This window comes from Dokdonia genika (genome assembly GCF_042652845.1).
Classification (GTDB): domain Bacteria; phylum Bacteroidota; class Bacteroidia; order Flavobacteriales; family Flavobacteriaceae; genus Dokdonia; species Dokdonia donghaensis.
The window spans coordinates 47,392-69,015 of record NZ_JBHSHB010000022.1; the positions used below are offsets into that span (position 1 = coordinate 47,392).

21 protein-coding genes are annotated in these 21,624 nt (G+C 38.6%); 10 read left to right on the forward strand and 11 right to left on the reverse strand.

Annotated features, from left to right (window positions below; all coding sequences use genetic code 11):
• Nucleotides 1–207 precede the first annotated feature (207 nt).
• The 3 genes from ACFO5T_RS11080 (at nucleotide 208) to ACFO5T_RS11090 (ending at nucleotide 2,779) form a co-directional block, all read left to right on the forward strand.
• Complete coding sequence (locus ACFO5T_RS11080; RefSeq protein WP_380034427.1) at nucleotides 208–891, forward strand: cell division ATP-binding protein FtsE; 684 nt, start codon at nucleotides 208–210, stop codon at nucleotides 889–891.
• A gap of 84 nt (nucleotides 892–975) precedes the next feature.
• Complete coding sequence (locus ACFO5T_RS11085) at nucleotides 976–1,854, forward strand: glycosyltransferase family 2 protein (protein ID WP_380034385.1); 879 nt, start codon at nucleotides 976–978, stop codon at nucleotides 1,852–1,854.
• Nucleotides 1,847–2,779 (forward strand): glycosyltransferase family 2 protein, encoded by a 933-nt coding sequence (locus ACFO5T_RS11090; RefSeq protein ID WP_380034387.1) that lies wholly within the window; start codon nucleotides 1,847–1,849, stop codon nucleotides 2,777–2,779. The genes ACFO5T_RS11085 and ACFO5T_RS11090 overlap by 8 nt, the downstream gene beginning before the upstream one ends.
• On the opposite strand, the gene ACFO5T_RS11095 is transcribed toward ACFO5T_RS11090, so the two are convergent.
• Together ACFO5T_RS11095 and ACFO5T_RS11100 are read right to left on the reverse strand one after the other, a co-directional pair.
• Nucleotides 2,768–3,157: a sugar 3,4-ketoisomerase gene (locus ACFO5T_RS11095; RefSeq protein WP_380034389.1), complete on the reverse strand. Its 390-nt coding sequence runs from the start codon at nucleotides 3,155–3,157 to the stop codon at nucleotides 2,768–2,770. The two genes, ACFO5T_RS11090 and ACFO5T_RS11095, sit on opposite strands and share 12 nt — an antisense overlap.
• Nucleotides 3,154–4,233: a glycosyltransferase gene (locus ACFO5T_RS11100; RefSeq protein WP_380034391.1), complete on the reverse strand. Its 1,080-nt coding sequence runs from the start codon at nucleotides 4,231–4,233 to the stop codon at nucleotides 3,154–3,156. The genes ACFO5T_RS11095 and ACFO5T_RS11100 overlap by 4 nt, the downstream gene beginning before the upstream one ends.
• Before the next feature lie 32 nt (nucleotides 4,234–4,265).
• On the opposite strand from ACFO5T_RS11100, the gene ACFO5T_RS11105 reads away from it, so the two are divergent.
• Nucleotides 4,266–5,402: a glycosyltransferase family protein gene (locus ACFO5T_RS11105; protein ID WP_380034393.1), complete on the forward strand. Its 1,137-nt coding sequence runs from the start codon at nucleotides 4,266–4,268 to the stop codon at nucleotides 5,400–5,402.
• On the opposite strand, the gene ACFO5T_RS11110 is transcribed toward ACFO5T_RS11105, so the two are convergent.
• Genes ACFO5T_RS11110 through ACFO5T_RS11125 form a run of 4 tightly spaced genes read right to left on the reverse strand, consistent with a single transcriptional unit; the run spans nucleotide 5,403 to nucleotide 9,304 of the window.
• Entirely contained in the window at nucleotides 5,403–5,933 is a 531-nt protein-coding gene (locus tag ACFO5T_RS11110) for a DapH/DapD/GlmU-related protein (protein WP_380034395.1), read from the reverse strand.
• Complete coding sequence (locus tag ACFO5T_RS11115) at nucleotides 5,926–7,206, reverse strand: O-antigen translocase (protein ID WP_380034397.1); 1,281 nt, start codon at nucleotides 7,204–7,206, stop codon at nucleotides 5,926–5,928. Before ACFO5T_RS11115 ends, ACFO5T_RS11110 begins: the two co-directional genes overlap by 8 nt.
• A complete protein-coding gene (locus ACFO5T_RS11120; protein ID WP_380034399.1) occupies nucleotides 7,200–8,306 on the reverse strand; it encodes a DegT/DnrJ/EryC1/StrS family aminotransferase in 1,107 nt (368 codons plus the stop codon). The genes ACFO5T_RS11115 and ACFO5T_RS11120 overlap by 7 nt, the downstream gene beginning before the upstream one ends.
• Nucleotides 8,303–9,304 carry a GNAT family N-acetyltransferase gene (locus ACFO5T_RS11125; protein WP_380034401.1) on the reverse strand — a complete coding sequence of 334 codons (1,002 nt, stop codon included), beginning with the start codon at nucleotides 9,302–9,304 and terminating at the stop codon, nucleotides 8,303–8,305. The genes ACFO5T_RS11120 and ACFO5T_RS11125 overlap by 4 nt, the downstream gene beginning before the upstream one ends.
• Nucleotides 9,305–9,395: 91 nt before the next feature.
• Here ACFO5T_RS11125 and ACFO5T_RS11130 point away from each other — a divergent pair, with 91 nt between their 5' ends.
• Nucleotides 9,396–10,679, forward strand: coding sequence for a hypothetical protein (locus tag ACFO5T_RS11130; RefSeq protein WP_380034403.1), 1,284 nt, complete (start codon nucleotides 9,396–9,398; stop codon nucleotides 10,677–10,679).
• Nucleotides 10,663–11,808 carry a glycosyltransferase family 2 protein gene (locus ACFO5T_RS11135; protein WP_380034405.1) on the forward strand — a complete coding sequence of 382 codons (1,146 nt, stop codon included), beginning with the start codon at nucleotides 10,663–10,665 and terminating at the stop codon, nucleotides 11,806–11,808. The genes ACFO5T_RS11130 and ACFO5T_RS11135 overlap by 17 nt, the downstream gene beginning before the upstream one ends.
• A gap of 88 nt (nucleotides 11,809–11,896) precedes the next feature.
• Here ACFO5T_RS11135 and typA read toward each other — a convergent pair whose 3' ends face one another.
• Both typA and ACFO5T_RS11145 read right to left on the reverse strand, forming a co-directional pair.
• Nucleotides 11,897–13,693: a translational GTPase TypA gene (gene typA / locus ACFO5T_RS11140; RefSeq protein ID WP_380034407.1), complete on the reverse strand. Its 1,797-nt coding sequence runs from the start codon at nucleotides 13,691–13,693 to the stop codon at nucleotides 11,897–11,899.
• A 371-nt stretch (nucleotides 13,694–14,064) separates the two neighbouring features.
• Nucleotides 14,065–14,481, reverse strand: a complete 417-nt coding sequence (locus ACFO5T_RS11145) for a nucleoside-diphosphate kinase (RefSeq protein WP_035329086.1) — start codon at nucleotides 14,479–14,481, stop codon at nucleotides 14,065–14,067.
• A gap of 242 nt (nucleotides 14,482–14,723) precedes the next feature.
• Here ACFO5T_RS11145 and ACFO5T_RS11150 point away from each other — a divergent pair, with 242 nt between their 5' ends.
• Genes ACFO5T_RS11150 through ACFO5T_RS11160 form a run of 3 tightly spaced genes read left to right on the forward strand, consistent with a single transcriptional unit; the run spans nucleotide 14,724 to nucleotide 17,478 of the window.
• Nucleotides 14,724–15,737 (forward strand): DHH family phosphoesterase, encoded by a 1,014-nt coding sequence (locus tag ACFO5T_RS11150; protein ID WP_380034409.1) that lies wholly within the window; start codon nucleotides 14,724–14,726, stop codon nucleotides 15,735–15,737.
• On the forward strand, nucleotides 15,737–16,291 hold the full coding sequence (gldI, locus tag ACFO5T_RS11155) for a gliding motility-associated peptidyl-prolyl isomerase GldI (protein WP_380034411.1): 555 nt from the start codon (nucleotides 15,737–15,739) through the stop codon (nucleotides 16,289–16,291). Before ACFO5T_RS11150 ends, gldI begins: the two co-directional genes overlap by 1 nt.
• A 14-nt stretch (nucleotides 16,292–16,305) precedes the next feature.
• On the forward strand, nucleotides 16,306–17,478 hold the full coding sequence (locus ACFO5T_RS11160; protein ID WP_380034413.1) for a peptidylprolyl isomerase: 1,173 nt from the start codon (nucleotides 16,306–16,308) through the stop codon (nucleotides 17,476–17,478).
• A 76-nt stretch (nucleotides 17,479–17,554) separates the two neighbouring features.
• Here the strand turns inward: ACFO5T_RS11160 and ACFO5T_RS11165 are convergent, their stop codons facing one another.
• Both ACFO5T_RS11165 and ACFO5T_RS11170 read right to left on the reverse strand, forming a co-directional pair.
• A complete protein-coding gene (locus ACFO5T_RS11165; RefSeq protein ID WP_380034415.1) occupies nucleotides 17,555–19,018 on the reverse strand; it encodes an aminoacyl-histidine dipeptidase in 1,464 nt (487 codons plus the stop codon).
• 46 nt (nucleotides 19,019–19,064) lie between these two features.
• The gene (locus ACFO5T_RS11170; RefSeq protein ID WP_380034417.1) at nucleotides 19,065–19,787 is read right to left on the reverse strand and encodes a CDP-alcohol phosphatidyltransferase family protein; all 723 of its coding nucleotides are present in this window, start codon (nucleotides 19,785–19,787) and stop codon (nucleotides 19,065–19,067) included.
• A gap of 123 nt (nucleotides 19,788–19,910) precedes the next feature.
• Between ACFO5T_RS11170 and ACFO5T_RS11175 the strand changes: the two genes are divergently transcribed.
• Nucleotides 19,911–20,978: a putative type IX sorting system protein PorV2 gene (locus ACFO5T_RS11175; protein WP_380034419.1), complete on the forward strand. Its 1,068-nt coding sequence runs from the start codon at nucleotides 19,911–19,913 to the stop codon at nucleotides 20,976–20,978.
• Between the two features lie 305 nt (nucleotides 20,979–21,283).
• On the opposite strand, the gene ACFO5T_RS11180 is transcribed toward ACFO5T_RS11175, so the two are convergent.
• On the reverse strand, nucleotides 21,284–21,624 hold a 341-nt coding region (locus tag ACFO5T_RS11180), incomplete at its 5' end, for a T9SS type B sorting domain-containing protein (RefSeq protein ID WP_380034421.1).

A 21,624-nucleotide genomic window follows, 5' to 3' on the forward strand; every position in this document is an offset into this window, starting at 1 on the left:
CCTGTTCAAAGTTATCTTTCTTACAGTAAGATAACGACCTAAATCTTTGTTAATTATGTGAAGTTGTAAAAAGGGTTTTTAACAATCTTGTTTAATTAATACAAATAGCACTGAGCATCATATACCTGAGATACTTAAAGAAATTTTTAAAAGGTCATAAAACACTTTCATCTAAATTCCGTTACTTTGAAACTCAGACCAAAACTTATGCCACAACCCGTACTTCAATTATCACACGCCGCAATTTACCAACGAGAAAACCTCATTCTCTCTGAAGTAAATGTTACCATAGAGCCAGGTGACTTTGTGTACCTCATAGGTAAAACAGGATCTGGAAAAAGTAGTTTTATGAAAACGCTTTACGGTGACCTCCCGCTCACAGAGGGCAAAGGAAACATAGTGGGCGTAGACCTTAACGGACTTAAAGAAAAGAATATTCCTTTCTTACGTCGTAAACTGGGCGTTGTTTTTCAAGATTTTAAATTGCTTAATGACCGTACGGTAATAGATAATTTAAAATTTGTGCTTAAGGCAACTGGCTGGAAAGATAAAACAGCAATGGAGGCAAAAATAGACGCCGTTCTTGATAAAGTAGGGATGAAAAGTAAAGGCTTTAAATATCCTTACCAGCTGTCTGGAGGTGAGCAGCAACGTATCGCCATTGCTCGTGCTTTGCTCAATGACCCAGAACTTATTCTGGCAGATGAGCCTACAGGTAACTTAGATCCACAAACGAGTGTAGAGGTTATGGAAGTATTACAGGAGATTAATAAAAACGGCAATACCATCCTTATGGCAACACACGACTATGCACTTTTACTTAAATACCCTTCTAAGACATTAAAATGTGACGGTAACAAGGTTTTTGAGGTTGTACAAAAGACTGTATAATCCTTTTACCAAGACAAGCTACTGGCTACCGTTTTTATAAGCGTAGGTATACATCATCTTAATATTGTATTTTCGTTTGTAGGTATGCTTTCCATTCTTATCCCGACATATAATACAGACATCACTGCACTTGTCACATCGCTTCTTGATCAGACACGAGAGTCAGGAGTAGTCTATGAACTTATTTTTTGTGAGGATGCCTCAACCTTATACCAAGAGCAAAATAGTGCACTCAGTGCACAACCCTACGTTCGAGCACTCATAAATAAAACCAACCTAGGAAGAACAGCCACGCGGTCAAAGCTTGCCAAAAACGCAAAGTATGACTGGCTTCTCTTTCTTGATGCAGATGTTCTCATTGAGAACAAGCAATTTATCAAAAACTACCTAGCGGCATTACAAAGTCATAACTCTATCATAGTTGGGGGTACTTCATACGTAGACATACCACCAAAAAATAAAGAGCTACGCTGGAAGTACGGTATAAAACGAGAGGCAAAAAATCCCGAAATACGAATGAAAAACCCATCGTATATTATCTCTCAAAATATACTTGTAAAAAAAGAAGTGTTCTTTAGTCTAAACATTGTAGAGAGCAGGCGCTACGGACTTGACAATATATTCTCTTACCAGATTTATCATCAAAAAATTACTGTTTTACACATAGATAATCCTATTGTACATACGGGTCTTGAAGAGAATTTGATATTTCTAGACAAGTCACTACAGGCTATTGACACACTTATACATTATGAGCATAGCGGGAGTATAAGCAGAGACTTCACATCATTACAACAAGCTTATCAAAAATTAAGAAAACTCCGTCTAGACTTTGTTTACCCTACAATTTTTAGTCTATTAAAATTAGGCATACAGAACAACATCGTGAGTAATAGACCGTCGTTATTTCTGTTTGACTTATTCAGGCTCAACTACTATATAAAAAGTCGAAAAAATGCCTAAATTCTCTGTGGTCATTACGGTATATAACAAAGCCTCTTTTGTAAAGGAGACCATAGAGAGTGTACTAAAGCAAAGCATTCAAGACTTTGAAATTATAGTAGTAAACGATGGCTCTACAGATGGTAGTGATGCTGCCATAAAATCTATAGCCTCAGAAAAAATTACATACCTCCCGCTTACAGAAAATGTAGGAGCAGGCGCTGCACGCAACATAGGTATAAAATCTGCCAGAGGATCGTTTATCGCACTGCTAGATGGTGATGATTTATGGGCTCCCCCCTACCTAGCAGAAATCACAGCTCTTATTAATGTATATCCCGAGCACTATGTATTTGCAACAGCCGTGCTTAAGGAATATAAAAACTCAACAAGACCTAACAGTTATAGCTTTGAAAACCCAGACAACAAACCTTTTCTAGACCTTGATTACTTTACAAGCAGTTATAAAAACACACTTCTTACAAGCAGCTCAACAGTTTTTCACCGTTCTGTATGTGAGGATGTAGGCTATTTTAATGAAAAGATAAAAAGCGGTCAAGATACCGACTTGTGGATACGCATAGGTTTACAGTACAGAATAGCCTTTAGCACGAAAGCGTGTGCAACCTATCGCTATGCGCCACAAAGCCTTTATAAAGGAACTCGCTCTGTAAAAGATAGACCAGACTATCTAGCATATTTAGAAGAAGAAAAAACAAACAAAGGCCTCAAAAGATTCATAGATCTCAATAGGTACTCGCTCATCATAAGAGCGCGACTTTGGGGTCAAGTGAAAGAAGTAAACACCTATCTAGAGCATCTTGATATAAATAATCTTAATAGTAAACAACGGTTTTTATTAAGTCTACCCACCTACGCCTTACGTCTTGCTTTTAAGAGTCAAAGCTTGCTTGAAAGAGCTGGACTCAAACTCTCAGCTTTTTAGGGACTTGTAAGTCTCATAGTTACGTATATAATCATCTTCATCATACTCGTGAGATGCCAGCACGAGACATACTGCTCCAGAAGAAAAATTTTCTAACTCTCGCCAGATATTTACATCTATAAGCAAGCCTTGATTAGGCTTATTAAGCATTACACGCTCTTTTTCTTTTCCATTATCAAGCACTACTTCAAAACTTCCACTTACAGCAATGAGCAACTCCTTACACTCCTTATGAGCGTGACCTCCTCTATATGCTCCACTAGGCACATCGTGTAGATAATACACACGCTTTATAGCATAAGGTAACACCTCTTTTTCTATCACGGCTAGATTTCCTCTAGGGTCTGTAATTCTTGGTATTTTTATAAGGTTTTTCATAAGCTATCTAGTAATTTTTTCCAGTCTAGTGCAATGTGTTCTGCTGCCAGATGTTTTACACTTTCTTGTGCATTTTTTTGACATCTACTGGCAAGCTCGCCATCTAGCACAAATGTACGAATGGCGGTACTTAAAGCCACGTCATCATAATTTGCTACTAGCATACCGTTTATACCGTTTTGCACAATCTCTTTTGGTCCAGAGTCACAATCTACACTTATTACCGGAGTGCCTAGTGCTAGTGACTCTACAAGTACCATTGGGAAGCCTTCGTAGTGACTAGTGAGTAAGGTGCACAAGGCTCGTTCCACTACAGGTGCGGGATTAGATTGATGCCCTATAAAAATAACTTTATCATTTATTCCCAGAGATTTTGAGAGTGTTGCTAGCTTTTTGGCATCTGGACCATCTCCCATAATCACGAGAGGTAGTTTTAAGTTCGCTTTCGCGAAAGCGGAAATCATCAAACTAAAGTTCTTCACATCATCAAACAGTCGTCCATACCCTAAAAAATACGTCTCTGGAAGACTTACATTGCTCTCTCCAAAAGTCATTTGTGGGATAGGGTTATACACCTGGTGAATATGTTTAAAGCCGTATCCCGCTTTAATCTTTGCAGCAATACTTTTTGAAACTCCTACAAAATGATGCTTACCATAAAACCATTTTGCAAGCACATCTGGTGCTGGAAAATATGTTTCTAATCGAGCACTTCGCACCATATAAAGTACTTTTTTAGCTTTATAAATGTACTTTGTATACACCCATTCTTTTAAGGCAGAAGATCTAGACCTGCTATCTATAACAAGATCAAACTGCTCATTATGCAAGTAATTCTTTAGTCTTTTGAGATGCTTATACTTTGTAATTAGCCCCTCTTCCTCACGCTTATCTGCTCCTAGATTAAATAATGTGCCTTCATAGGGATAAGAAACCCCATCTCTTATACAGATGATGTGTACGGTATGCCCGAGACCTGTGAGCATCTGTGATAAAAATGCCGTAGACCGCTCTGCACCACCACCAGATAAGGAGATGGTAACAAGTGCAATTTTTTTATGAGTATCTTTCGGCAACAGAAGGAGTTTTTGTTTACCAAATATAATCAATGCGCATCTTACTCGTAGGCGAATACAGCCGACTTCATAATTCTCTCAAAGAAGGTCTCACCGCATTAGGTCACGAGGTTACCCTTGTGGGTTCTGGCGATGGTTTTAAAAAGTTTCCCGTAGACATCACACTAGAAAGAGGTTATATCTCTGGCTGGAAAAAGAAGCTAAAACTGAGCATTCTTAAATTAACCGGTATTGATATTTCAGAAAAATCACTGCGTAACCACTTTACAAAATTAAAACCTCAACTTTCTGGTTATGACGTGGTGCAACTTATTAACGAGTCTAGTTTTAACACCACGCCGTCATTAGAACTTGAAATAGCCCAGTATCTCAAAACGCATAATAAAAAACTCTTTCTCCTCTCGTGCGGTACAGATCACATAAGTGTTACCCACGCTTTTACAGACGAGTTGCCATACACAATTGCCACACCCTACAAGGAAGGTAAACTCACAAAAACATCGTTTGCCCCAGCGCTTAAGTACCTAGCACACGCTTATAAAAAATTACACACGGCACTATATAAGCTTGTAGATGGTGTGATTGCTACAGATCTTGATTATCATTTCCCTCTTAAAGATCATCGTTTATACAAGGGGCTCATCCCAAACCCCATTAACGTAGACAAGATACCTAAGCAGGAAATTGCATTTACGTATCCTATTACCATCTTTCACGGGATTAATAGAAATAACTATTACAAAAAAGGAAATGACCTTTTTGAGCAAGCGCTTGCTATTATAAGCAAGAAATACAACGAGAAGGTAAACATCATCACCACAGAAAATCTACCGTATGATGAATATATTACCGCTTATAATAAAGCACATATTGTGCTAGATCAAGTTTATGCCCACGATCAAGGTTACAATGCGCTGGAGTCTATGGCAAAAGGGAAAGTGGTATTTACTGGTGCTGGTACGCATTTTAAAGCGCAATATCAATTAGATAAAACGGTGGCAATAGATGCGGCACCAGACGTAAATGAAATTGTGACAAGTCTAGAAAAGCTCATAGCGTCACCTGCGCTTCTTGAAGAGATAAGTGAGAATGCACATCACTTTATAAAAACCCATCACCACTACACAAAAGTCGCCCAGCAATATCTTAAGACCTGGCAAGCTACATAACTAAGAGAATGTAACTCCCGCAGCTACCGAGGATGTCACAACGCTTCCAGCAGCAATCACGGCATTATCACCTATGGAAACACCTTTCCAAATGCTCACATTATTGCCTATAAAAACATTTTCACCTATCGTTACTGCGGCACTTGGTCCCGTATCGCTTCGGCGTCTGGTGGGGTCAAGACTGTGAAAATTACAATTATAAATGGAGCAATTAAGCCCTATTGTTGTATCATCTCCTATCACAATCGTTCCCTCGTTTGCTACGGCGCAAAAATTATTATTTATCGCAACGTTGTTCCCAAAAACAATCTCACTTCCCTCCTTTCTTGCCTCGATATAAGCATAGGTATTATAAAATGACGGAGAATTAATAACACCTATTTGTACGCTTTCGCGAAAGCGTATCACACCCCTCCCATTAAGTTGTGCGGGTTGATAAAGCATAGGTTTACCGTCTACATAGGTAGTCTGTGAGAGCAACTTGTACTTCCAGATTCTAAATGATTGTAATATGTTACCTAGGCTACTCATTCGTTTTTGTAAAAAGCGGTTCCCGAAAGATAAACAGTAATACTAATAAATGCATAAAATAACTTAAACAATGTCCCATTGTAGCACCCTCTGCACCAAAATTTTGCACAAAGTATATTCCAGAAGTATAGATTATAACTAGGGAGATCACCTCGGTAATGAGGAATAATTTGAGATTGTTTTTGGCAATAATTTGGTATCCTATCACTAGTGAGGCAACCTTAAAAAAATCTCCTAGCAACTGCCATTTAAACAATGAGGTCATAGGCATAAAATCTTCAGTAAATAATAACTGAACAATAAATGAACGCAAAAAATAAATAAGCAACAACCCGAGCCCAAACAGGGGTAAGATGGTTTTATAAAACCCAAAAATCTCTTTTCTAAAAGCACTGCTTGTGGTGGCTTTTGATAATTGAGGCAAAATATATAAGGTCATTAATGTCGCTACAAACTTAAAATAGTAGTCTGACACGCGCGTCATAGCATCCCAGTAACCAGCTCCCTCCCCTATCTCTCTGCGTATCGCGATATATACAAGCGGTAAAACAATCATAGAGAATAGAGCCATAAGCGTATAAGACCCTAGTTTACGAAGAGCGCCAGTATCAAATTTTGAGAATGAGATGCTTTTCAATACGCTACCTTCTTTTCCTAAAGCAACTAGGGTAATCATAAGAATCACCGCCGGACTGACAACTAGCGCAAATAGTGCTCCTTGTACACCATAGTATATGATGCTTAAGATGGTTATGGCAAGCCCCATCAGGTTAGAAAAGATTTGAATCTTCACCACCTTCTTATAAGCCGACTGTCCATTAATAACAGCTAGCAAAATTCCGTTAAGGGTTATAAACGGTAGCGCTATTGCTAGCCATTTAAACACATATGTGTACTGTGCCTCATCGCCAAAAATCTGAGTATTAAAATAAGCAGCACCTACATATAAAATCACCGAAACAATTATAGTAGCGATCAAACTCACGATGACAGCAGTAGACAGTAACTTTGATAATGGATGACGCTCCTCATCACCTGTGGCAACATACTTTACTATACCGTTAGACAAACCTAGATTACCAGCTGCTTGCGTAGTGGTCATAAAATTGCGCAAATAACCCAGCAATGCCATACCGCGTTCTCCTAGATAAATAGCGATAAGCTTTGACGTGATAAGCCCCCCCAGTATTTGTAAGCCCACACTTATTGCATTAAAAGAAGTAATCTTAAGTAAAAGATTATTTGCAATGCCGCTACGTAGTTTACCTAGCATTTAAAGTCGTTTATGGCTTTTATAATCTGGGTAATCTCTGTTTTAGTAAGTGATGGACTAATAGGCAAACTCAGCACCTCATTATGCAACTGCTCGCAAACCGGTAAGGACATAGATGCAAGCTCTTGTAAAGCCTCTTGCTTGTGTGGCGGTACGGGATAATGTATAATGGTTGCGATACCATTTGCCTTAAGATGTTCTTGTAATGCATCCCTCTGTGCACAGCGCACTACAAATAGATGCCAGACGTGAGCCTTACCCTCAGACCATTGTGGCAAAATAATAAGTTTATTATTTATCTCTTCAAGATATTGCTTTGCAATAGCAATGCGCTTACTGTTTTGCGTGTCTAGATCTCTAAGTTTTATTCTCAAAAAAGCAGCCTGCAGTTCGTCGAGGCGGCTATTTACTCCAGTATATTGTGCGACATAACGCTCTTTAAAACCGTAGTTTCTATATTTTTCTACAACTTCGGCTAGCGCTTTGTCATTTGTAGTGATTGCTCCCGCATCACCTAGAGCACCTAAGTTTTTTGTAGGGTAAAAACTATGACCGCTCGCATCTGCCAGAGAGCCACTGCGCTTACCAGAAGTTGTAATTGCCCCGTGTGATTGTGCACAATCTGTAACGGTGAGTAGGTTGTACGCTTTCGCGAAAGCGTTAACCCTATCCATATCTGTAAGTCTGCCATACAAATGTGTAGGCATAATCACTCTTGTCTTTGAAGTGATCTTTTGTTCTAAATCATTATAATCAAAGTTGAATGTATCAAGATTTACCTCAACTAGTACAGGTATTAAGCCCGCTTGTTTGACACCTATGATGGTTGCGATATAGGTGTTACTCGCAACAAGCACCTCATCGCCCTCTTGTAGTTTACCTAGTATTTTATAGCCTTCTAGAATGAGTCTTAAGGCGTCAAGACCATTTGCTGTACCTATACAAAATTGAGTACCACAGTAAGCTGCATACTCTTTTTGGAAAGCAGTCACCTCGTTGCCCAGAATGTACCATCCTTTCTCTAAAAAGGAATCGAACTTACTTTTAAACTCCTTTTCATAAGGTGCGTTTATTGTTTTTAAGTCTAAAAATGGAATCATATCAAGACATTTTTAAGTAGTGAATGATTCTGCACGCCAACCTTATAGAATTTATGAACGTGGGTACGTGCTCCAAAACATTCTTTCCAGTAAGATAAGCCACTATTAAGTTTTGTGCCGCCCTGTTCGTTTGAAATACCAAAATCAAAATAGTCTTTATGTGCAAAGGTTTGCTCTATAAGTTCATAAAATAAGAAGTCTAGCGTTCCCAACTCCTGCTTATTCTCTCCCGCCGAAATATATTGAACGTGTGCCGTGGTTTTAGTCTCAAATATAGTTGCTCCTCCTACTATCGTAGTATTATGGTAGACATTAAACTGTCTTATGTTTTCTGGAAAAAAAGCTTGAAGCTTTTTTATTTCCTCTAGTGTATGTGTGGGTTGTGATTGATGTTTTTGCTTTAGGTTAGGTACGAGTAATTCGTTCCAAAAGTTGTCAAAACGTACTTCCTCTTTTATAACCAGACCTGCTCTTTCTGCCTTTTTTACTCCTTCCATACGATTAGATTGTATGGATAATATATTCCTATAATCTATTACAGAAGCAGTATCTACCCGGTAACAGCTTGCACTGAGTAATTGTGCTATATACTCAAACTCATCACTAGGCATCACCGCATAAAATGTGGGAAGCTGTTTTAGGTATAAAGATGTGAAGCCTTGCTGCTGCACATACTTTAATAATTCTTGAGTAATTGCTATGACATCTTGTAGTTTTTGCTTTCGCGAAAGCAAAATACCACCATACGTTAATCCCTGATGACTGTATAGATCATTCCCGTCTGCATTTGCCGGAAGGAGCGCAACAAGTTTTTCACCTTTATAAACCAGCAGCGAGTAATCTGTAAACCTATCGCTGTGATACTCCATAAAGGAACGGTCGTGTAGAAAAGTTGCATTTTTTGCCTCTGTTACAAATTTGTTCCAGCGCTGGGCATCTGCGGGTTGATATTTTTTTACAGTATAGATGGTTTGGTTGCGAGTTTTAGGATATTGCAATAAAAGTAAAACTATTTTTAATTCTAATGTATATTGCAAGTATATTATTATGAACGTTTAATTATAGTAACCATTGCCTGTCTGAGTAACTATGACACAATCTGTCAAAAAGTATTTACCTAACCTCTTAATCATTTTGGCTTTAATTATAGCTTATATGATGAGTAATGCTATATGGTCTTTTGACTCGGCGAGTTATTATAGAGTTGATATGAAACGATTCCCTATGTATACCTTATGGTTACGAGGCTGGGAGTTTATAAGTACAAATCATTACAAAGAAATTATTGTTATAGCCCAAGTAATACTAGGAGGACTCGCCATAGGTACAATTTTTAAAACATTACAAAGGGTAATAAAATGGTCTTGGCATAGTGATTACCTATTGCTCATACCACTATTACTACCCTACTTCCCCCCATTACTTACGGCTCATAACTTAACATCAGAAGGACTGGCGTACCCACTCTATTTATGGATGATTAATTATTTTATACAATTTATAGTTAGTAATAAAAGGTCTCATCTCTTGCTCACCTTAGTGATATTTCTCGCACTTTGTTTTACTAGAGGACAATTTATTATTGTAGGCCCCATCTTTGCAGTAGTATATGCACTATATGCTAGAAACAAAAAATTTAAAAAGACGGTTGTCGCACTTCATTTCTTATTACTAGCGCTCTCGCCTATTGCTTCAAAAATAATTGATGCCTCCTATCATAAAGCTGTGCACGGTTTTTTTGTGACCACTCCTTACAGCTATGTAAATATTTCGACTTTACCTTTATATGTTGCAAAAGCATCAGACAGCATATCTATACCAGATAAGCACGCAAAACACTTGTTTACTGCATCATATAATACTATTGACAGCTTGGGACTCACCCACCAGCAAGCTACTGGTACACTCGAAGAAAGTTATATGGTTTTTCACAATAACTTCCCTGTTATATGTAATCAGAACTTTCATAAAAAGGCTCGAGATTATTTTGAACATATAGATAACACTCCGCACTATAGCTCCATCCCAGCTGAACAAACAGCAAAGACCTTAACATACACTCTCATTATAAATAATTGGAAGACTTATCTAGCTATATACTGGGAAGGAGTAAAACACGGGTTTACATCTATATATATCCTCATATTCTTACTAATAGTTTCTATATATAGCTTTATCAAGTTTATAAAAAATCCAAACAAAAAGCATACGTTTATCGTGCTCTCAGGACTTTTACTATTTTCTAACGCACTCATTGTGGGGCTGGCTTGCCACTCCATACAACGTTACCTGTTTTATAATTATGTGCTAGCGACACTTATGTGCTTGCTTATTTTTAACCCAAAACCTAATGAAAATGAGTATAGAACTTAGTATCGTAATGCCTTGTCTCAATGAGGCAGAAACACTTAAGACTTGTATAAAAAAAGCAAATGATTTTCTACAAACTAATGACATACAAGGCGAAGTAATCATAGGTGATAATGGAAGTACAGACGGATCACAAGCTATTGCGATGGCAAATGGTGCAAAGGTCATAGATGTACCCGAAAGAGGCTATGGCAGCGCACTTAAGGGTGGAATAAAAGCAGCAAAAGGAACTTATATAATAATGGGTGATGCAGATGATAGTTATGATTTTACTACTCTTATGCCTTACTTAATAAAACTAAGAGAAGGTTATGACCTTGTAATGGGTAACAGGTTCAAGGGAGGAATTAAAAAAGGAGCTATGCCCTTTTTACATAAGTACCTAGGTAACCCAGTGCTCTCGTTTTTAGGCAGGTTATTTTTTAAATCTAATATAGGTGATTTTCATTGTGGGCTGAGAGGTTTTAGCAAAGAAGCCTTTATCGCTATGGATTTACAGACTACTGGAATGGAATTTGCCTCAGAGATGATTGTAAAAGCAAGCCTTAAAAATATGACCATCGCAGAAGTACCTACAATACTCTCTCCAGATGGTAGAACGAGACCGCCTCATCTTAACACTTGGAGTGACGGCTGGAGGCACTTACGGTTCTTATTACTTTACAGCCCTAGCTGGTTGTTTATGATCCCCGGAGTTTCTTTAATGATAGTAGGCTCTGTGTTAAGCACACTTTTAATCATTGGGCCTTTAGATCTAGGAGGCATCACCCTAGGCGTGCATACTTTGTTATATAGTTGTGCAGCTTTTCTCATAGGTTTTCAACTATTGCTTTTTTATGGACTCACAAAGATTTATACGGTAGAAAATGAACTCTTACCTAAGTCTAAAAAATATGATTCCTTATTTGATATACTTACGCTTGAGAAAGGACTCATAGTAGGTTTTATACTCATACTGGTTGCTCTAGGCGCAACTATATATGCATACCTCAACTGGAAGTCTGTCAATTTTGGAGATATTACAGGCTATGGCACTTTGCGGGTGGTTGTACCGGCCGTGACCATTATGTTGCTTGGAGTACAGACCATTCTCTTTAGCTTCTTCTTCAGCATACTTGGTTTAAAAAAATAAAGGTATTTATATATCGCTTTCGCGAAAGCGCATAAAAAAACCCCACTCTTATAGAGCGGGGTTTATTATTTATAAGAATACTAAATCCTTAAGCAATCTTGTTACGCTTACGGTCTACTTCTTTTAAGAAAATCTTACGTAGTCTTAAGTGATTAGGAGTTACCTCTACATACTCATCTTTCTGAATATATTCTAGTGCTTCCTCTAGTGAGAACTTAATTGCAGGTACAATCTTAGCCTTATCATCTGCTCCAGAAGAACGTACGTTAGACTGCTTCTTTGCTTTTGTGATATTAATATTCATATCATCCTGACGAGAGTTTTCACCTATTACTTGACCTTCATAGATATCTTCACCTGGTGATACGAAAAACTTACCACGATCTTGAAGCTTATCTATAGAGTAAGGGATAGCTGTACCGTTTTCCATAGATACAAGTGATCCAGAAATACGTCCAGGGATATCACCTTTAAAAGGCTGGTATTCTTTAAAGCGGTGTGCCATAATTGCTTCTCCAGCAGTAGCAGTAAGAAGTTGGTTACGTAACCCTATAATACCACGTGATGGGATTAAGAATTCTATAATCATACGCTCACCTTTTGCTTCCATAGAAAGCATCTCACCTTTACGCATTGTTACAAACTCTACTGCACGACCAGAAACATTTTCTGGAAGGTCAATAGTAAGCTCTTCTACCGGCTCACATTTTACACCGTCTATTTCTTTTATAATTACTTGAGGCTGTCCTATCTGTAATTCATACCCCTCGCGACGCATTGTCTCGATAAGTACAGAAAGGTGCATTACCCCACGACCATATACTAAGAACTTATCTGCACTATCTGTATCGTGTACACGTAGGGCAAGGTTCTTTTCTAGTTCTTTAGTAAGACGATCTTTAATGTGACGTGATGTTACAAACTTTCCATCTTTCCCAAAGAAAGGAGAATCGTTAATAGAGAATAACATACTCATTGTAGGCTCATCAATATCAATCGTTGCAAGACCTTCTGGGTTTTCAAAATCTGCCACAGTATCACCTATCTCAAATCCTTCAAGACCTACAATCGCACAGATATCACCTGCTTGTACAGACTCTACTTTAATACGACCTAAACCGTCAAAAGTATGAAGCTCCTTGATACGAGTTTTCTTAATAGTACCATCGCGCTTTACAAGAGATACCTGCATACCTTCTTTAAGCTCACCACGGTTAAGACGTCCTATTGCGATACGCCCTGTAAAAGAAGAGAAGTCTAGAGATGTGATAAGCATCTGCGTGTTTCCTTCTTTAATTTCTGGTACTGGTATGTGCTCCATCACCATTTCTAATAATGGCTCGATAGAGTCTGTTTCCTTCTGCCAGTCGTCAGACATCCAGTTATTTTTTGCACTTCCGTATACAGTAGGGAAGTCTAGTTGCCACTCTTCGGCACCTAGTTCAAACATAAGGTCAAAAACCTTCTCGTGTACCTCCTCTGGAGTACAGTTTTCTTTATCTACTTTATTTACAACCACACAAGGCTTAAGACCAAGGTCTATTGCCTTCTGTAATACAAAACGTGTTTGTGGCATAGGTCCTTCAAAGGCATCTACAAGTAGACAAACACCATCTGCCATATTTAAAACACGCTCTACCTCTCCACCAAAATCGGCGTGACCAGGAGTATCAATGATATTAATCTTAGTACCCTTGTAGGTTACAGAAACGTTTTTTGAAGTAATAGTAATCCCGCGCTCACGCTCCAGGTCATTGTTATCTAATATAAGCTCACCTTTAGACTCATTTTCTCTAAAAAGCTCACAGTGATACATAATTTTGTCTACCAAGGTTGTTTTACCGTGGTCTACGTGGGCGATAATCGCGATATTCCTTATGTCCATAATAGGTTGTATTAATGCCGTGTTTTTGGCGGTGCAAAAATAGCTATAATTAATTAATTTATTTGCTATTACATTAATAGATATACATTAACGCAATTTCAAACGTTGTAAATCTCATTTTTATCGTTCTACAACCCACAGTTATGAAGTTGTTTTGGCAATTTTGGGCGTTCCTCTACGAGGCAGGCTATACGCTCATACTCCTCGTCGCTACACAAGTGTCGTCCCTCCACTTGCTGTACTCCTGTGGGGTAACCGCTGCTATCCTTAATGCAAAAAAATGAAGGCACAAAAAAGCCTCTCGTTTATAGAGAGGCTTTTAAAGTATGGTGTAAAACACCTTATATGGTAGTTTGTAACTGCGCTAGCAATTAAAACATCTCACGTCCAGCAAAGTGAAAAGCGCTTTCAATAGCTGCATTCTCATCACTATCAGAACCGTGTACTGCATTTTCTCCCATAGAAGTTGCATAAAGTGCGCGTATCGTACCTTCGGCAGCATCTGCAGGGTTAGTAGCTCCTATTAAAGTACGGAAATCTGCTACTGCGTTTTCTTTTTCAAGTACCGCTGCAACGATAGGTCCGCGTGTCATAAACTCTACAAGCTCTCCAAAGAATGGACGCTCGTTGTGTACAGCATAAAACGTCTCAGCATCTGCCTTTGTCATTTGAGTAAGCTTCATCGCTACGATACGGAAACCACTAGCAGTGATTTTTTCTAAAATTGCTCCGATGTGTCCATTCTCAACGCCATCAGGCTTAATCATTGTAAAAGTTCTATTTGTCATATCTTTCATTTTCTGCAAAGGCTGTACGTTTATGTGCCTAAGCAATTTGTGTTGTCAAAAACCCTCACATTTGTGAGAATAACTTATTTGTTTTCGCGAAAGCGCAAATACCTTCTTGAAATCGCGTGCAAAAATACCGATTTTTAATGTTATCACAATATTAAGTTTACGACTACCTAAAATCCCAAATAATTAATCACAAGCCGAAAACAAGCACAAGAGAAATTGTATCTTCGCTATCTATGAATCCTACGCAAATCACAACCACAAAAGAGTTACTTTCTAGCTCAAAAAAAATTGCCATTATACCCCACAAAAACCCAGATGGAGATGCAATGGGAAGCACGCTTGCTCTTGCAGCATACCTTAATAAAAAGGGACACGAGGCTGTAGTCGTTGCTCCTAACGAGTATCCACATTTTTTAAAATGGCTTCCGGGAGATAGTGATGTATTATTTTATACCTCAAATACAGGCAATGCGAGAAAAGCTATCACAACAGCAGATCTTATTTTTACGCTAGATTTTAACCACTTCTCTCGTGCAGGCGACCTTGAGGCAGAACTAGATAAAGTAAGTGCTCCCTTTATAATGATAGACCATCACCAGCAGCCAGATACTTATGCGGCAGTAACCTATAGTGACACAAGTATGAGTAGTACCTGTGAGATGGTATATCACTTTATAAAATCACTAGGCGATGAGGATGTCATTACTGCAGATATGGCGAGCTGTCTATATACAGGTATTATGACAGATACGGGATCTTTTAGATTTCCGTCTACCACAGCTACAACGCACGAGGTAATTGCTGCTCTTATTAAGAAAGGAGCAAATAATGACCAGATACATCAAAACATTTATGACACTAATAGTGAGTCTAGACTACAACTACTGGGCGTTGCACTAAGCAATCTTGTAGTCTTACGTGAATATCGCACGGCATACATCACCATATCACAAAAGGAACTAGATGATCATAAATTTCAAAAAGGAGATACGGAGGGGTTTGTAAATTATTGTCTTTCACTAGAGGGCATTATATTTGCCGTTATATTTATAGAAAATAAAGCAGATCGTATCATTAAAATGTCACTGCGTTCTAAAGGTGATTTTTCTGTAAATGAACTTGCAAGAGCACATTACCACGGTGGAGGACATACAAATGCAGCGGGAGGTAAAAGTGATGAATCTCTTGAAGAAACCGTAGCGCAGTTTAAAGCATTATTACCTACGTATAAAGAACAGTTAACATAATGAGATACATATTTGTAATACTTTGTATAGCGCTGCTTACCATCTCTTGTTCTGAAACTGTAGCAAGAAGGCCAGTTACTCAAAAATCTGGGTCTTATGTTAAGACAAAAACCATCACCCGTAATATAGAACGTGTTGCTCAAGAAGAAAAAGCTTTAAAAAAAGTTATTGAGTCTGATAGCATAAATGATTATCAAAGTTCGGCTAGTGGTTTTTGGTATACATACGTACAAAAAGACACCTTATCAAAACCTACACCTCAGGTAGGAGACCTCGTATTATTTAATTACGATATTGCCGCTATAAATGGCAAGGTACTTGTATCTCAAGAAGAGATAGGTAATACGGTTACTCAAATAGACCAAAGCAATCAAGACCTCATTTCTGGTATAAGAGAGGGTCTTAAACTTATGAAAGAAGGAGAGACAGTAACTTTTCTTTTTCCTAGCCATAAAGCTTATGGCTATTATGGTGTTGAAAACAGAGTGCCCAGCAATACACCGGTACGTAGTACCGTTACTTTGCTAGAAATTAAAAACCAATCAAACGATTAAGTAAATCATTAACAATGAAAAAAACAGGTATGTTATTTATTGCAGTCATTTTATCACTTTTCTCTTGCAACGACAAGTATCCAGATCTAAACGATGGTCTGTATGCAGAGATTGTAACAGATAAGGGAACCATCGTTGCAGAGCTTTATTATGAAGATGCTCCAGCTACTGTGGCAAATTTTGTTGCACTAGCAGAGGGTACACACCCTCTAGTAGATAGTGCTTATGCTGGGAAGCCTTTTTACAATGGTCTTACCTTTCATAGAATTATTAAGGACTTTATGATACAAGGTGGTGACCCACAAGGAACAGGTTCTGGTGGGCCAGGTTACAAATTTTTTGACGAGTTATCTCCAGAGCGTCGTCACGACTCTGTAGGGACACTCTCTATGGCAAACTCTGGCTACGGCACAAACGGTAGTCAGTTTTTTATCACTCATAAAGCGACACCACACCTTGATGGGTATGATGCAAATGGTGATCTTAAAAACTGTGAGAACCCACGTGTAAGCTGTCATACTGTATGGGGGCAGGTAGTAGATGGTCTTAAAGTAATAGATGCTATTGCTGATGTACCTATGACTGATCCAAGAGCCGGAAAACCAAAAGACTCTGTTTATATCCAACAAGTAAATATCATACGTAAAGGTAGCGCTGTAAAAAATTATAACGCTGCAGAGACATTTACAAAAGAGCTAGCTGCTTTTGAAGAGAGAAAAAAGGCAGAAGCCGAAGAACGTGCAAAACAATTTGCAGGTAAGAAAACCGAAATCTTTGCAAAAAGAGACAAGGCAGAAAATTTACCAAGCGGTCTTGCCATCTTCTTTGATAAAAAAGGAAGAGGTGTACAACCTAATACAGGTCAAAAAGTAAAAGTCGAGTACGCTGGGTATTTTACAACGGGAGAACTTTTTGACACTAGTAGTGCAGAAATTGCAGAGAAAAATAATAAACTAGACGAGCGCCGTAAAGCTGTAGGACAATACAATCCTTTAGAAACACTATACAGCCCTGAGGCTAGACTTATAGCTGGTTTTAAAGAAGGACTCCAGATGATGTCTGTAGGTGACAAAGCAACATTGTTCATCCCTTACCACTTAGGATACGGAGAGCAAGGTTACCCAGGAGCTATCCCTCCTAAGTCTGACTTAGTTTTTGAAATAGAATTATTAGAAATTGTTAAGTAAGCGCAAATCTTACGAGCATAAAAAAGGGAGTCATAATAATGACTCCCTTTTTTTATGAATAAACACAAGTAACTTACTAAGCCACCGGTATATCTTTTAAAATCTTAATAACAAAATCCCAGTACTTCTGAGCACTTGAGATACTTGCTCTCTCATCTGGAGAGTGTGCTCCTTTTATAGTAGGCCCAAAAGATATCATATCCATCTCAGGATAGTTTTGACCTAAAATACCACACTCTAATCCTGCGTGACAAGCAGCCACGTGTGGAGCTTCATTATTTATTTCTTTATACTTTGCTTCAAGCACTTTTAAAATGGCACTATCCATATTAGGTGCCCATCCTGGATAATCTCCAGAGAGTGCTACATCAAAACCTGCAAGCTCAAAAGTAGCCGTAAGTGTATTTGCAAGATCATCTTTAGAGCTATCTACAGATGAGCGAGTAAGACATCCTATTTTTATACTTCCATCTTTTACGATAACTCTTGCTATATTATTTGAGGTCTCTACCAGGTCTGCTATATCTGGACTCATCCTGTACACACCATTATGTGCCGCATATATAGCTTTAAGGAACTGTGCTTGTGACTCAAGACTCATCACATTATCATCTAGATCTATTTGCTTGATCGAAAGCTCTAACTCTTTTTCTAGTGAAGCATACTCACCGTGTATTGCTGCCGCCATATCTGTAAAATCTGCTTCAAAAGCAGCTTTCTGATTTTCATCTACAGCTATGACAGCTACGCTTTCTCTTGGTATCGCGTTACGTAAACTACCGCCATCTATACTAGATATACGTATTTCAAAATTTTCTGCGGCATTGTATAAGAGACGGTTCATCATCTTATTTGCATTACCTAGGCCTTTTATAATATCCATCCCAGAGTGACCTCCATTAAGACCTGCCACTTTCACTTCATAACCTACAAGACCGTCATCCAGTCCCTCTTCTGTATAGGTACGTGTTGCCGTGATATCTACACCACCTGCACAACCTACACCTATCTCATCATCTTCTTCTGTATCTAGATTAAGCAAGATATCGCCTTTAAGTATTCCTCCTTTAAGCCCCATTGCTCCTGTCATCCCAGTCTCTTCATCTATTGTAAAAAGCGCCTCAATAGCAGGGTGCTCTATGGTAGTACTTTCAAGCACAGCCATTATGGTCGCCACTCCAAGACCATTATCTGCTCCTAGTGTTGTGCCTTTTGCACGTACCCAGTCACCATCTACATACATCTCAATACCTTGATTGTCAAAATCAAACTCGGTATCATTATTTTTTTGATGCACCATATCAAGGTGTGACTGCATCACAATCATCTTTTTATCTTCGTGACCTGCAGTAGCTGGTTTTCTTATGATCACATTCCCTACTTCATCCTCTATCGTTTCTAGGCCAAGCTTAGTCCCAAAATCTTTCATAAACGCAATCACACGCTCCTCCTTTTTAGAAGGTCGTGGTACGGCATTAAGATCGGCAAATTTATTCCAGAGTGCTTTTGGCTCGAGATTTCTTATTTCTTGATTATCCATTGTGTTCAAATTTTTCACAAAGATAATAGCTTGAAATAAGCTAGACCTATGATTGCTCCTTAAAAACTAAGGAAAGAAGAATGTATAAGATAATAATAAGAGGAACTCCTAAAAATTGAAAGAACACCAGTAGTAATACACTTGCAAGTAAGAATAAGTAGCGCACTTTATTTTGGCCAAAAGACCAGTTTTTGAACTTCAATGCAAATAAAGGAAGTTCTGCATTGAGCATAAAACAACTTAATGCGGTAAGTACTATAAGGACGTATGGGTTTTCTAATAACGCTTTCGCGAAAGCGTACTCCTCAAACATTAATATAAGCGGCAAGCTTAGTATAAATAAGGTATTTGCAGGCGTAGGAAGTCCTATAAAAGAATTAGTCTGGCGATCGTCTACATTAAATTTTGCCAACCTATATGCCGAAGCCATCGTTATTGCAAAGCCTATATACCCTAAGTGAAAGTGCTGCTCTTCTAGTGCCGCTCCCCAAGGAATACCGCTTGCATCTTCTAGCAGTTGATACATTACCACACCAGGCACTACACCGCTTGTCACCATATCTGCCAGTGAGTCTAGTTGCAATCCTACCTCACTAGAGGCATTAAGAATACGCGCAAAAAATCCGTCAAAAAAATCAAAGAAAATCCCAAGAGCTACAAATATTGCTGCAAGTTCAAGCCTGTCATTTACGGCAAATACGACTGCGACACAACCGCTTAAAAGATTGCCCATTGTGATGGCATTAGGTACGTAACTCTTTATAGACATTTTATAATTTTCGGTAAAAATAGGGAAGATATCTATACTAATGTGACTACAGGCAATATCTAGACGGTTTTATTGTTTACAATGTGTACTAAAAGTGAGATATTTGTCTCACAAATCCTGCTATTGAAAAAATCGCTTACCATACTATCTATACTTATTACAATGACTGCTGCTTCTCAAGCGGTACGTTCTTACTCAAATGAGTTTTTAAATATTGGTGTAGACGCTGCCGCTCTTGGTATGAGTAATGCGGTTGTGGCAAGCACAAGCGATGTAAATGCGGGCTACTGGAATCCTGCAGGGCTAGTGAATCTAGAAGATAACCAGATCTCATTAATGCACGCTTCTTACTTTGCAAACATTGCAAACTACGACTACATAGGCTTTGCAAAACCACTAGATGATAAAAGTGCCGTAGGTATTTCTATCATAAGGTTTGGGGTAGACGATATTTTAAACACCACACAGCTCATAGACGATCAAGGTAATATAGATTACAATCGTATAAGCTTATTTTCTACTGCAGACTATGCCTTTACAGTCTCTTATGCACGCGCGCTGCCACTAGATGGTTTAAATCTAGGGGTGAATGCAAAGGTGGTACGTCGTGTGATAGGTGACTTTGCAAATAGTTGGGGTTTTGGTCTTGATGTAGGATTACAATTTAAGAGAGGCGACTGGGATTTTGGACTTATGGCGCGTGATATTACCACTACCGTAAATGCGTGGAGCATAGATGAAGAGCAGTTTGCTACCATAAGCGATGCCGTAGAAGGGCAAAATCAAGAACTTCCAGAAAAAACAGAAATCACCATCCCAAAACTTCAAATAGGTATGGGAAGACAGTGGATTTTCCATTACGACTACTCCTTAAGAGCAGAACTGGATATGAATTTTAGATTTACTCAAACTAATGATATTATCTCTAGCTCGTCTGTAAGTGCCACTCCTGCCCTAGGCCTTGAATTTGGTTATGCAGAGCTGGTTTACGTGCGAGCGGGTGTAGGTAATTTTCAAGAACTCACAGCACTAGATAATAGTACAACAGTGGGCTTCCAGCCTAATATAGGCGTAGGTTTTAAGTACAAAGGTATTCACGTAGATTATGCACTCACAGACATAGGTGATCAGAGCGCTGCGATATATTCTAACGTGTTTTCAGTAAAATTAGATTGGGAACTTTTTAGATAATCTCTTTCTTTCTACTAGGGCGTGCCCCTATTCTTTCATCATTTCATTCTTCAAGTATAGTGACCGGGCTATACGTTCATACGCTTCGTGATGCTACACTATCGCTCCACAACACTGCAGGGTAACCACTACTATCCCTCACGCAGGTAATTAAACGTTACTAACTTTAATCGCACATTGCCAAATCAGTATCACAACAATCAGACTACGCCGCGACTAGATTATAATTTACACCTCATACCATAACTAAAAAAGCTCTCAGTATTAGATACTAAGAGCTTTTTATAATCGATTTCATATGTTTCTTAACGCTTCAACGTAAAGTGCCCATTAACGGTTCTCTGTGTCCCTAAGTCATCTACCTCTGTAAACTCTACTCTAAACCAGTAGTCGTTACTCGGCATCGGTTGGCCATTAAAGGTTCCGTCCCATCCTGGGCTTGTAGGACTCAGCTGTTTTAAGAGCTTCCCGTATCTATCAAAGATAAAGATCTTCGCATTCAAGTTAGGATCCACCCCCAGCCCTATAATATTCCACGTATCGTGAAAACCATCTGCATTAGGTGTAAAGAAACGTGGGTAATCTATAATCCCTATTTCAAACTCAGAGATCGAACAGTTACCACTTGCTAGTCTTCCAAAAATGG

Bases quoted from the DNA above. Each gene is read 5' to 3' on its own strand.
- ACFO5T_RS11120 (WP_380034399.1), bottom strand. From the start codon at position 8,306: ATGATTCCATTTTTAGACTTAAAAACAATAAACGCACCTTATGAAAAG.
- ACFO5T_RS11135 (WP_380034405.1), top strand. From the start codon at position 10,663: ATGAGTATAGAACTTAGTATCGTAATGCCTTGTCTCAATGAGGCAGAA.
- ACFO5T_RS11085 (WP_380034385.1), top strand. From the start codon at position 976: ATGCTTTCCATTCTTATCCCGACATATAATACAGACATCACTGCACTT.
- ACFO5T_RS11090 (WP_380034387.1), top strand. From the start codon at position 1,847: ATGCCTAAATTCTCTGTGGTCATTACGGTATATAACAAAGCCTCTTTT.
- ACFO5T_RS11150 (WP_380034409.1), top strand. From the start codon at position 14,724: ATGAATCCTACGCAAATCACAACCACAAAAGAGTTACTTTCTAGCTCA.
- ACFO5T_RS11080 (WP_380034427.1), top strand. From the start codon at position 208: ATGCCACAACCCGTACTTCAATTATCACACGCCGCAATTTACCAACGA.
- ACFO5T_RS11105 (WP_380034393.1), top strand. From the start codon at position 4,266: ATGCGCATCTTACTCGTAGGCGAATACAGCCGACTTCATAATTCTCTC.
- ACFO5T_RS11165 (WP_380034415.1), bottom strand. From the start codon at position 19,018: ATGGATAATCAAGAAATAAGAAATCTCGAGCCAAAAGCACTCTGGAAT.
- ACFO5T_RS11160 (WP_380034413.1), top strand. From the start codon at position 16,306: ATGAAAAAAACAGGTATGTTATTTATTGCAGTCATTTTATCACTTTTC.
- gldI (WP_380034411.1), top strand. From the start codon at position 15,737: ATGAGATACATATTTGTAATACTTTGTATAGCGCTGCTTACCATCTCT.
- ACFO5T_RS11095 (WP_380034389.1), bottom strand. From the start codon at position 3,157: ATGAAAAACCTTATAAAAATACCAAGAATTACAGACCCTAGAGGAAAT.
- typA (WP_380034407.1), bottom strand. From the start codon at position 13,693: ATGGACATAAGGAATATCGCGATTATCGCCCACGTAGACCACGGTAAA.
- ACFO5T_RS11130 (WP_380034403.1), top strand. From the start codon at position 9,396: ATGACACAATCTGTCAAAAAGTATTTACCTAACCTCTTAATCATTTTG.
- ACFO5T_RS11110 (WP_380034395.1), bottom strand. From the start codon at position 5,933: ATGAGTAGCCTAGGTAACATATTACAATCATTTAGAATCTGGAAGTAC.
- ACFO5T_RS11170 (WP_380034417.1), bottom strand. From the start codon at position 19,787: ATGTCTATAAAGAGTTACGTACCTAATGCCATCACAATGGGCAATCTT.
- ACFO5T_RS11115 (WP_380034397.1), bottom strand. From the start codon at position 7,206: ATGCTAGGTAAACTACGTAGCGGCATTGCAAATAATCTTTTACTTAAG.
- ACFO5T_RS11145 (WP_035329086.1), bottom strand. From the start codon at position 14,481: ATGACAAATAGAACTTTTACAATGATTAAGCCTGATGGCGTTGAGAAT.